This window comes from Nocardia sp. NPDC102475, assembly GCF_055584605.1.
In genome coordinates this window covers 34,825-44,619 of the sequence record NZ_JBVJLS010000045.1, presented here as the reverse complement: position 1 = coordinate 44,619, position 9,795 = coordinate 34,825, and the positions used below count along the sequence as shown (strand labels likewise).

General features: G+C 67.1%; 9 protein-coding genes and 1 pseudogene. 3 read left to right on the top strand and 7 right to left on the bottom strand.

Features of this window, described 5'->3' with window-relative positions:
• Window positions 1–169, bottom strand: a pseudogene (locus tag ACZ60G_RS43040) (enoyl-CoA hydratase-related protein); the annotation flags it as partial.
• A 1,067-nt stretch (window positions 170–1,236) separates the two neighbouring features.
• Window positions 1,237–2,175 carry an alpha/beta fold hydrolase gene (locus ACZ60G_RS43035; protein WP_465818044.1) on the bottom strand — a complete coding sequence of 313 codons (939 nt, stop codon included), beginning with the start codon at window positions 2,173–2,175 and terminating at the stop codon, window positions 1,237–1,239.
• A 75-nt stretch (window positions 2,176–2,250) separates the two neighbouring features.
• Here ACZ60G_RS43035 and ACZ60G_RS43030 point away from each other — a divergent pair, with 75 nt between their 5' ends.
• Window positions 2,251–3,390, top strand: coding sequence for a glycosyltransferase family 4 protein (locus tag ACZ60G_RS43030; RefSeq protein ID WP_465818042.1), 1,140 nt, complete (start codon window positions 2,251–2,253; stop codon window positions 3,388–3,390).
• A gap of 42 nt (window positions 3,391–3,432) precedes the next feature.
• The gene (locus ACZ60G_RS43025) at window positions 3,433–4,302 is read left to right on the top strand and encodes a hypothetical protein (RefSeq protein WP_465818040.1); all 870 of its coding nucleotides are present in this window, start codon (window positions 3,433–3,435) and stop codon (window positions 4,300–4,302) included.
• Here the strand turns inward: ACZ60G_RS43025 and ACZ60G_RS43020 are convergent.
• The 3 genes from ACZ60G_RS43020 to ACZ60G_RS43010 are packed head-to-tail and all read right to left on the bottom strand — an operon-like array spanning window position 4,244 to window position 7,368.
• Window positions 4,244–5,791, bottom strand: coding sequence for a CocE/NonD family hydrolase (locus ACZ60G_RS43020; protein ID WP_465818038.1), 1,548 nt, complete (start codon window positions 5,789–5,791; stop codon window positions 4,244–4,246). The two genes, ACZ60G_RS43025 and ACZ60G_RS43020, sit on opposite strands and share 59 nt — an antisense overlap.
• A 24-nt stretch (window positions 5,792–5,815) precedes the next feature.
• The gene (locus ACZ60G_RS43015; protein WP_397055973.1) at window positions 5,816–6,601 is read right to left on the bottom strand and encodes a PIG-L deacetylase family protein; all 786 of its coding nucleotides are present in this window, start codon (window positions 6,599–6,601) and stop codon (window positions 5,816–5,818) included.
• The gene (locus tag ACZ60G_RS43010; RefSeq protein WP_465818036.1) at window positions 6,598–7,368 is read right to left on the bottom strand and encodes a lysophospholipid acyltransferase family protein; all 771 of its coding nucleotides are present in this window, start codon (window positions 7,366–7,368) and stop codon (window positions 6,598–6,600) included. Before ACZ60G_RS43010 ends, ACZ60G_RS43015 begins: the two co-directional genes overlap by 4 nt.
• Before the next feature lie 38 nt (window positions 7,369–7,406).
• Here ACZ60G_RS43010 and ACZ60G_RS43005 point away from each other — a divergent pair, with 38 nt between their 5' ends.
• Window positions 7,407–7,619 (top strand): hypothetical protein, encoded by a 213-nt coding sequence (locus ACZ60G_RS43005; protein ID WP_465818034.1) that lies wholly within the window; start codon window positions 7,407–7,409, stop codon window positions 7,617–7,619.
• Between the two features lie 46 nt (window positions 7,620–7,665).
• Here the strand turns inward: ACZ60G_RS43005 and ACZ60G_RS43000 are convergent, their stop codons facing one another.
• Entirely contained in the window at window positions 7,666–8,880 is a 1,215-nt protein-coding gene (locus ACZ60G_RS43000) for an alpha-hydroxy acid oxidase (protein ID WP_465818048.1), read from the bottom strand.
• 11 nt (window positions 8,881–8,891) lie between these two features.
• On the bottom strand, window positions 8,892–9,695 hold the full coding sequence (locus tag ACZ60G_RS42995; RefSeq protein WP_465818032.1) for an SDR family NAD(P)-dependent oxidoreductase: 804 nt from the start codon (window positions 9,693–9,695) through the stop codon (window positions 8,892–8,894).
• Window positions 9,696–9,795: the final 100 nt, after the last annotated feature.

Here is a 9,795-nt window from a genome sequence, read left to right as displayed (position 1 = left end):
TCTCGATGGTGTCAGACACCAGGTCGGCGGCGCGGCCGGGGCGCTCGGCCTCCTCGGCGTCGATGGTGCGGCCGGTCAGGACCAGGTCCATCGCCTTGGCCTTGCTGACTACACAGGTGAGTTGCTGTGAGCCGCCCATGCCTGGGACGACGCCGAGCTTGCTCTCGGGCTAGCAGAACTGTCCTGTTGGCTTCGATCCGACACCGCAGCGCCGCACGGGTCAGCGTGAAATACCGGAGCAGCTACCTGCTGCGGCGGGAGCGTGCCGCTGACCCCCGGCCGACTACCGGTGCCTGCGAACTGCCTTGGCGCAGTGGGTGATTGATCGTCGGCGCGTGCTGGCGTTCGTGTCCGCTGTCATGACGCTTTCGGGCACTCGCCGCGTGTGTTGGTGCCGACCGGTTCGCCCGCGTGGTTTCGATAGGTGTGATCAGCGCGAGGTCGGTGTCGTAGCGGCGATAGAGTCAGGCGTCCTCGTTCGTTGTCGGGGGCTGTAGGGCAGCCCCCGCGGAATGACAAAAGAGTGGGCTCGCGTCATGCTGACGTCGTTGGCGCGCGCATATCCGCTGCGATGTAGACGACGACCACCCCTCCGGCGGCGAGCGCTCACAGAGAGCAGCGAGGGTCCGGGTGCGGGGTCAGTGGGTGATGTGCTGTGGGGTTGTCGCATTCGATGTCGTCGGTGCTTTGTTAGAGGCCGAGATCGTCGTAGCCGAGCGGGGATCGATGACCGGGGCGGGCCCGTATTCCGTCGGGTCTTCGGCGGTGTTGTCATGCTGGTGGCGGGCCAGTCTGTTCCTGCCCGAGCAGCTGAGCCAAGCTGACTACCGCAAGGTCAACAGGGTCATCGAGTCGATGGGCGGAAAATGGAACCGCCGAGCATAAGCCCACGTCTTCCCCCACGACCCCGCCGAGACCATCGCCGTTGCCTTCGATTCGTGACTCGGCCAGGATCTCGCGAGCGAACTCGGGCACGGACACCGATGTTCTCACAGCCATCGATGATCACCTTTCACGCTGATAGGACATGGACAGGGAGAAGGGCCCTAGCGGCCGGGATCCGAACGACGCTGGACAGCGCGCGCCGCCGGAAAGGCCGTGGTGGGCTGGAGCTTCCGGTGTCGCGCCGGTGTTGGACGGTCAGGAGGGTGTGACACGAATCAGACAGTCCCACACCACTCGGCACACCGTTTCGAGGCCGTAGTCCCGCCTCGGCCGCTCGACGCTACGTGACCTTCAGTCGTTGTCGGCGACGCCGACAATGCGATTGATCGGTTGGTCGCGATCGATTCGTTGCGGATGTTCGCCTTCGGTGATTCGCAGGATGAAATCGCGCAGCGCCGGGTCGATGATGTCGGGCCGGGTTATGGAGCTGAGATGGCCGGCGTCGGAGACCACGAGCACACGGGCACCCGGGATGCGAGCCGCCATGGCGGTCTTGTGGCGTAACGGGATGAATCGGTCACCGTCTCCGGCAATGACGAGTACGGCTGTTGTGCCCAGGGATTCGAGGCCACCGGAGTAGTCGCACAGGGCGGCATCGGCGAGCAGTGACAGCAGCGTCATCGTGCGCAGTGAGGTGATGAGGGTGCGCACGCGTCGCAGCGGGCCGGACCAAGGGTGGCGGCCGGACGGTCCGGTGCGTCCACCGGCGTGGCGGAGCCGGTGCCGTCGTTCGGTGGTGTCGGTGAATGCCTGGCGCAACGGAGGCACCGTGAACCAGAGCAGCCGCACGACGACATGCGTGAGAAATCGCGGGAGCCGCAAACCTATTCGGCCCCAGTCACTGGCCACCGCATCCAGCAGGGCCACCCCGACTATGCGGGTGCCGAACAGTTCCGGCCGCTGCTGAGCCAGGGCGAGCACCGCGGTCGCGCCGACCGAATGCGCCACCACCACGACCGCGCCCGTGGGTGCCACCGCGTCGATGACCGCCGCGACATCCCGGCCCAACTGGCCGAGAGTCGCTCCGGCCAGCGGGGATTCGGCCGACTGGCCGTGCCCGCGGTGGTCGAACACCACCAGGCGGCCCAGATCGGCGAGGGTCTCGCGCTGGCGCGACCAGTAGATAACGGTGGTGTTCAGCCCGGTCACGAAGACGACCGTGATGTTCGCGGCGGGATCGCTGCTCTGCTCCGTGTGCAGGATGGTTCCGTCGTCGGCAGCTATCCGCATCGTCTGCGCAAATCCTCGCTCTGTTCTAGGGTTATTCGGAGTTTAACTGGGGGACAATCTCTTTCGCGAGGTGAGATGGTTCAGATCATCGTCCATGTTTCGGATGTCTTCGCGCCGCGAATAGGTGGGATCGAACGACAGCTCGACTCATTGGCGCGCGCCCAGGTTTCCGCGGGCGGCGACGTGCATGTGATCACGTCGACACCGAGTGCCGCCGCCGATGCCGCACCGTATCGAGTGCACCGGGTCGCGAAATTGCGATCCGTGGTCCGCGAGACATTGATCAGGCTGCGCCCGCACGTGGTGCACGTCCATCTGAGCGTCTACTCGCCGTTCGCCATCGCTTCGGTGAAAACGGCGCTATACCTGGGTATTCCGACGGTGATAACGGTGCACAGCATGTGGGATGCACCGGTGCGCGCAGTCTATCGTGGCGTCGCAGGTATCGGAGGCTGGCGGGACCGGGTGGTTGTGACAGCAGTGAGCGCCGTCGTCGCCGGGCAGCTCTCTCGCGCGCTGCCGGGAATCGGTAATACCGTGCTGGCCAACGGGATCACGGCGAGCGCCGCGTGCCGGGTCGCACGCGCAGACGCGGCCGTGCACATCGTGTCGGTCGGTCGGATAGTCTCACGCCGACAGCCTCTGCTGCTGTTGAACGTATTGCGTCGCATGCATTCTCGCCTGTCCGGGCAAGTCCCCGTTCGCGCCACCGTCGTGGGTGATGGCCCGTTGTTGCCCATGGTGCGCAGTTATGTCCGCGCGCACGCCATGGACGAGTGGGTGGAACTGGCTGGCACTCGCAGCGAGGCCGGTGTCCGCGAGGTGCTGGCCACCGCCGACGTCTATCTGAATGTGGCCGCCCGCGAAGCGTTCGGGCTGGCCACACTGGAGGCCCGCGCTGCCGGGGTGCCGATCGTCGCCCGGACCGGAACCGGCGTCGCCGACTTCATCGACCACGGGCACTCGGGACTGCTGGCCGCGTCCAGAACGGAATTGGTCGACGCCCTGGCCGAGCTCTGTACCGATGCGCCCCTGCGGGATCGGTTCGCGGCGCACAACCGCTCGGCCGGGCTTGCCGACTACTCGTGGCCGGTACTGCTCGAGCGGCTGCAACGCTGTTACGACCTTGCCGAACACCGCTGCGCTGCAGCGGAATCCCAGGTATATCGACTCGATGGACCATTCGACGCAATCCCGGACGGCGAGATCGCCTGACAAGACCTCGATGCCGGACGAACGAAATCCAACAGGAGCCGCATGATTTCACCCCTGCACGCAGCACGCATCGCCCGAGCCAACACCGACCATCTGCGCTGCCGCTTCGTCAACACCACCCTCGCCGGATTCGGCCACGACATCGCCCGTGCCGCACGCTTGTTCCGCCGCGATCCGGCACCGCGGCCGCGCTCACCGCGACCGGAGCGCATCGTGGTCACCCTCACCAGCGTGCCGCAGCGCGGTGCGCATCTGCGTCCGGCGCTGCGCAGCCTGCTGGATCAGACCTGTCCGCCGGATCGGCTGGTGCTGGCCTGGCCGTACGAATCGCTGCGCACCGGCGCACCGTATCCGCAACCGCCCGAGGTGCCGGCCGGGGTGGAGATCCTGCGGTGCGCCGACCAGGGACCGGTCACCAAACTGCTGCCCGCGCTACTCGGGGAGCCGGAGGCCCTGTTGGTGGTGGCCGACGACGACGCGGTCTATCCCGATACCTTTCTCGAGGATCTGCTCGCGGCGCACCGGCGGGAACCCGGCGCCGCGGTGGGATTGCGTGGGTCGGAGGTGAGACCGGGTCGCGATCCACGCTATCTCGACCACGTCTACGGCACGGCCGTGTCCGATCATCGCCGGGTCGATGTGCTGATGGGCATGTGGGGTTATCTGATCCCGCCCGGCTGTTTGGACTCGGCCGTGCACGACTTCGACGGTTGGCCGGATGAAGTGCGCTGGCAGGACGACGTGTGGATCTCCGCGCATCTCGCGCGTCGGCAGGTGGCCCGGCATGTGGTGCCGGTGCGTGGTGTGCCAATCGAGTCTCGTGCCGCGTTCATGGGGGCGTTGCATCACACCGTCAATCGCTCCGGTCACAACGAAACGGTGGCGCTGCGGACGTTCCGGGACTGGTGGTGAGAACAGGCAGGGTTACCGTCGACGGTGTCTGGAACCCGTAGTGAATCCGGTGTGCGGCCGGGTTCGGATGGGCGGCGTAGCGTGGCGCGGCGGCCCCGCACACCTGTAGGCGCAGTCGGTGTCCGGACTCGAATCTGTGTGCCACTGGCCATAATTCGATGATGGTCCGGTTCGCGCCGGGGGCTTCGCTGCGTCGGATGCCCTCGCAGACGGTGACCGACCGGCCATCCGGGTGGACGTCGCAGAGTCGAGCCACCAAATCGGAGGGGTGGTGTGTGGAGTCGGCATACAGCTCGACCGTCACCGACCCGGTCACCTCCACCGCATCGGCTAGGGCGGGGCCGGTGTAGATGAGCACGTCCGGCCGCTGCTCGATCCTCCGGCTGTCTTGCGGCCGGGAATCACCGACGATGACCGGGCCGCGCGGCGCGGGCGTCGGGTCGGCGGGATCGTAATGGAAGACATCGGTCCCGGCTGCCGCGCCCGGCTCCGGGTGGAGAGCGCCTGCGGGTGCGAGGTACCAGCATTGGGTCAGGGTGCCCGGCGGCGGCCAGTCCGCGTAGTCGCGCCATTGCCTTGCCCCGGTGACGAATACGCGCACAGGCAGATCTCGCAGTGCCGCGTCCATGCCGCGAAGGTGTTCCCGAAACCATTGGCGTGCTTCACGATTGGCGGTGATCATTACGCGCGGGTCGTAGTGCGACCACGGGCCGATGGTCAGCTGTGGCCGTCCGCCCGCCGCGCGCAGGGCGGCGTAATCGGCGAGTTGGCCGGTCAGGAAGATGTCGTACCAGCCTGCGACGAGGTGCACCGGCGGGATGCCTCGCCGGGTGTGCACGTCGCTGTGATCCAGCGCGGTGCGCAAAGGGTTGGCGGCTGTGCTGTCGGCGACGACCGCCTGATAGAACGGGACTGTCCGGCCCCCGGTCGCTATGTCGAGATCGGTTGCGGGAATGCCGGATCGGATGGCGCGGCGGGCGCGCGTCGGCGCGGCCAACGCGGAGGCGAAGCTGTGGTTGCAGCACCAGATCAGCAGCGATTCCAGTGCGACCGAGCCGCCGGTGAACAATGCGCCCGCGATCGAGGAGGAACCGACATGCACCGACATCGCCCGTAGTTCGGGCACCTCCGCGGCCAGCGCCCAGTGGCAGAAGCCCATGGCGCTCATACCGTGAAGCGCCAGCTTGCCGTCGAACCAGGGTTGCGCGCGCAGCCAGTCGATGGTGTCGAAACCGTCGCGCCGTTCGGCGGCCAGTTGCAGCGCATCGCTCGCGCCGCGCGACTCCTGCACCACCACCTGTAACCCCTGCCGGCCGAAGAACTGTCCGTAGAGGTCACCGAGCGGGCGGCGGCCCATGGGGGAGCGCACCAGGATGGTGGGGGCCCTGGGATTACGGACCGGGTAATAGCGATCGGCGAACAGCCGTACACCGTCGGACATTTCCACCGGAATGTCGCGTTCGATCCGAATACGCTGCGGCAGAGCCACTTTCCTCCTCATAGCTGCACCCGGTCAGGACAGTGGATGAGTGCGCACACCGTCGCCGGATGACATGTCACGCCGCACGAACCATTCGGTGCCGAATGCCCAGCCGAACAGCGGCGGCGGGACGCGCAGCAGCATCGCGAGGGTGCGCGCCGAATCGCCGCCGCCGGTCTGGCTGGCATGCGCGGCCATGCTCGCGCGTTTGGCCGCCGCATATCGGGCAACCGACACCCGATGTGTGATCTCGGCCGGAGGCACATACGACCTGGTCAGCACATCAGCGTCGATGGACCGCAGGCCGCATGCCCGTGCGGTGCGCGCGGCGCGGTACAGCAGGGTGCGATCGACGGTCGCCTCCAACACGATCGGGGTGCCCGCGAGCCGGGCCGCAAGCGCGCCCACTCGGTGCAGATGCACATGGTCGGGATGGCCGTAGCCGCCCGCCGGGTCGTAGATCGTCACCAGCCGTGCCCGCTCGGCGTTCAGCAGTTCCGCGATCCGGCCTGCCACCGATTCGACCGGCACGCCGCAGAATCCACCGGGAGCCACGCCGCTCAGACCGGAGTCGGCGTACCCCAGGAACTCGACCCGTGCACAGCCCAGTACCCGCGCCGAGGCCAGCGCCTCGGCGCGCCGCACCGTGCCGAGATCCCGGGCGACGGACGCGCCCGGATCGGCTAGCCCCGCGCCCCCGTCGGTGGCGAAGACCAGCACCACCCGGTGGCCTTCCGCGCTCAAGCGCGCCATGGTGCCCGCCGTCAGCAGGGCCTCGTCATCCGGATGGGCATGCAGGAACACGCAGCTCGAACTCACTCACGCTCCTTGGCGGCATTCTCGGCGGCGTCGAGGGCGGCCGCGCGCTCCGGATCCGGTGCGGTGCCGCCCAAATGGCACGGCTGCCACCACTGGCCGCTGCCGTCATCGGGGTAGGTGCGCTGTGCCTCGTCCAGCAGTTGCTGCATGCGATCTCGCAGCATGGCCGTGAGCTCGTGCGGGTCGGCCGCGTCGGAGGCCGAGAGCGGCTCGCCGATCAGTACGGTCACCGCTACTCTGCGGCGGCCGAGGTGTCGAAACCCCTTGGTGTACAGACGCTGCGGACCCCACAATGCCATAGGGACAAGTGGCACGCCGGTGGTGAGCGCGAGCTGCGCCGCGCCGAGGCGCAGCCGCTGTACGGTGAACGAGCGGGCGATCGTCGCCTCCGGGAACAGGCCGACAACCTCGCCGCCACGCAGCCGATCCGCGATCTCCGCGGAAGTGCCGCCTCCGGGCCGAATTCGGATGCAATGCAGGATTCGCATCAGCGGCCCGTACAGCCGGTGTTCGAACTGCTCCGGCAAGCCCGCGAAACGCACCCACCGTCCCGCTCGCGCGCCCGGCAAGGCGACGCAGAAAGGATCCAAGTAGGAGATGTGGTTGGCGGCGATGATCGCGCCTCCCGCTGCTGGAATGTGTGCCCCGCCGCGAATGTCGAGGCGGATCCCCATGACTCGAATGGCGAATTCGGTCGCGGCAAGGGTCCAGTAATAGGCGCGGTCGCCGTGTGTCCTGGCCACGCGGCGGCGAAAGTACCTGAGCACCAACAGATCATAGGAAATGTGCGATACCGTGGCGACTCATGACCGAGACACTGGATCCGACCCAGGAATCCACCGATCTATCCATCGATCGGCCGATTGCCCAGGCGCACAGCAGAAGTCCGGTACGGCAGCTCATGGCGCAGTGCTCGATCGTGGCCTATCGCAGCCTACTGATGGTCAAACACAACCCGTGGCGGCTGATGGAGATCGCGAGAATGCATCGGGGTAGCGCGGGCATGGTGGGGTTATGACCTGGCTACATCGAGCCGATAGTCAGTAGACGGGTAGCGGTGCCGATTACCTCGGGCGCTGGTAAAGCAGGCGGACGTGGGCGGGTTCGAGTTCTTGTATGGAGCCGACGCCCAGGAGTTTCATTGTGCGTGTGAGCTGAGTGTGGAGGATGTCGATGGCGCGATCTACGCCTGATTCGCCTCCGGCCATCAGGCCATAGAGATAGGCGCGGCCGATCAGGGTGAAATGGGCGCCCAGGGCTAGCGCGGTGACTATATCGGCGCCGTGCATTATGCCTGTGTCCAGGTGGATTTCGAGGTCGTCGCCTACCTCGTGGACCACCGAGGGGAGGAGGTGTAGGGGGACCGGGGCTCGATCCAGTTGGCGGCCACCGTGGTTGGACAGGACTATGCCGTCTACACCCAGGGCGGCGAGGCGTTTGGCATCGTCGACCGTTTGGACGCCCTTGACGAGGATTCGCCCCGGCCAGCGGTCGCGGATCCAGGTCAGGTCGTCGAAGTCGACGGTGGGGTCGAACATGGCGTCGAGGAGGTCGGCGACGGTGCCGGACCAGCGGTCCAGGGAGGCGAAGGCCAGGGGTTCGGTGGTGAGGAAATCGAACCACCAGCGGGGTTTTCGGATCGCGTCGAGGGCGCCCGTGAGGGTTATCGAGGGTGGGACGGTCATGCCGTTGCGCGCGTCGCGGAGGCGGGCGCCGGCTACTGGGACGTCGACTGTGACTACCAGGGTGTCGAAGCCTGCCGTGGCGGCGCGGTCGACCAAGGCCAGGGAGCGGTCCCGGTCTTTCCACATGTAGAGCTGAAACCAGTTGCGGGCCTGGGGATTGTTGGTGGCGGCGGCCAGGTCTTCGATGGCTGTGGTGCCCATGGTGGAGAGGGTGAAGGGGATTCCGGCTCGGGCGGCGGCTCGGGCGCCGGCGACTTCGCCTGCGGTGTGCATCATGCGGGTGAAGCCGGTGGGGGCGATGCCGAAGGGCAGCTGGGAGGGTTTGCCGAGGATGGTCGTGCTGGTGTCGATGTCGGCGACGTCGCGGAGGATGGCTGGGCGGAATTCGATGTCTTGGAACGCTTGTCGGGCCCGCTGGAGGCTGATTTCGGCGTCGGCGGCGCCGTCGGTGTAGTCGAAGGCGACCTTGGGTGTGCGTTTGCGAGCCAACTCGCGCAGGTCCCAGATGGTTTGGGCGCGAGCGAGTTTGTGGTCGAGGCCACCGAAGGGGCGCTCGAACTTCACCAACGGCGCGAGGTCGCGGTATTTCGGCATGCGGCGTTCGGTCACCGGATCGGATTCTCCTGTTGCTCGGCGATATTCGGGCGGCCATAGGGCGCTCGCAGCCGGAGTGAGTGCATGCCGCCGTCTACTTCCAGCATGACGCCGGCGGTCGAAGCCGCGTGTGGTCCGGCGAGATACAACACGGCGGCCGCGACTTCTTCGGGGCTGACCAGCCTGCCGTGCGGCTGACGCGCTTGGAGCGCGACGAGTTCCGCGGCAGGATCAGGGGCAGCGGCGAGCAGGCGTTGCACCCAAGGGGTGTCGACCGTGCCCGGATTCACGCAGTTGACTCGAATTCCTTCGGAGAGGTGATCGGCCGCCATGGCGCGCGTCAGTGCGAGGATCGCGCCCTTGCTGGCACTGTAGGCCGCGCGGTTCGGCAGGCCGGTGGTGGCGGCGATCGAGCAGGTGTTCACGATCGCGGCGGCGGGCGAGCGGCGCAGGTGAGGTAAAGCGGCGCGGGAAACCCGCACGGCACCGAGCACGTTCACGTCCAAGACGCGTTGCCACTCGTCGTCGGTATTGTCCTCGACGGTTCCCTGGGCACCGATGCCCGCATTGTTGACCACGATGTCCAGGCGGCCGAATGCGTCGGCGGCGGTCTCGATGGCCGCGCGCACCGAATCGTCCTCGCACACATTGCATGCCAACGCCAGGCCATCGCGTCCGACCGGTGGGCCCGGCCGCAGATCCAGCACGGCCACCCGCGCACCAGCGAGGCCGAATGCGGTCGCGATCGCCCGGCCGATGCCGGATCCGCCGCCCGTCACCACGGCGGTCAGCCCGTCCAACTCCCTGTAAGTCATACCGACCTCATCCGTGCACTGATCCGATGTTTACAGCTTCGGAAGATAACACCACTCGGCGAACGGAACCCTGCATTCGGCCTATTTCCTGGGAATTAGC

What these genes read in the sequence shown, in the direction of transcription:
- ACZ60G_RS43000 (WP_465818048.1), bottom strand. Translation starts at nt 8,880, where the DNA reads ATGCCGAAATACCGCGACCTCGCGCCGTTGGTGAAGTTCGAGCGCCCC.
- ACZ60G_RS42995 (WP_465818032.1), bottom strand. Translation starts at nt 9,695, where the DNA reads ATGACTTACAGGGAGTTGGACGGGCTGACCGCCGTGGTGACGGGCGGC.
- ACZ60G_RS43025 (WP_465818040.1), top strand. Translation starts at nt 3,433, where the DNA reads ATGATTTCACCCCTGCACGCAGCACGCATCGCCCGAGCCAACACCGAC.
- ACZ60G_RS43030 (WP_465818042.1), top strand. Translation starts at nt 2,251, where the DNA reads ATGGTTCAGATCATCGTCCATGTTTCGGATGTCTTCGCGCCGCGAATA.
- ACZ60G_RS43005 (WP_465818034.1), top strand. Translation starts at nt 7,407, where the DNA reads ATGACCGAGACACTGGATCCGACCCAGGAATCCACCGATCTATCCATC.
- ACZ60G_RS43035 (WP_465818044.1), bottom strand. Translation starts at nt 2,175, where the DNA reads ATGCGGATAGCTGCCGACGACGGAACCATCCTGCACACGGAGCAGAGC.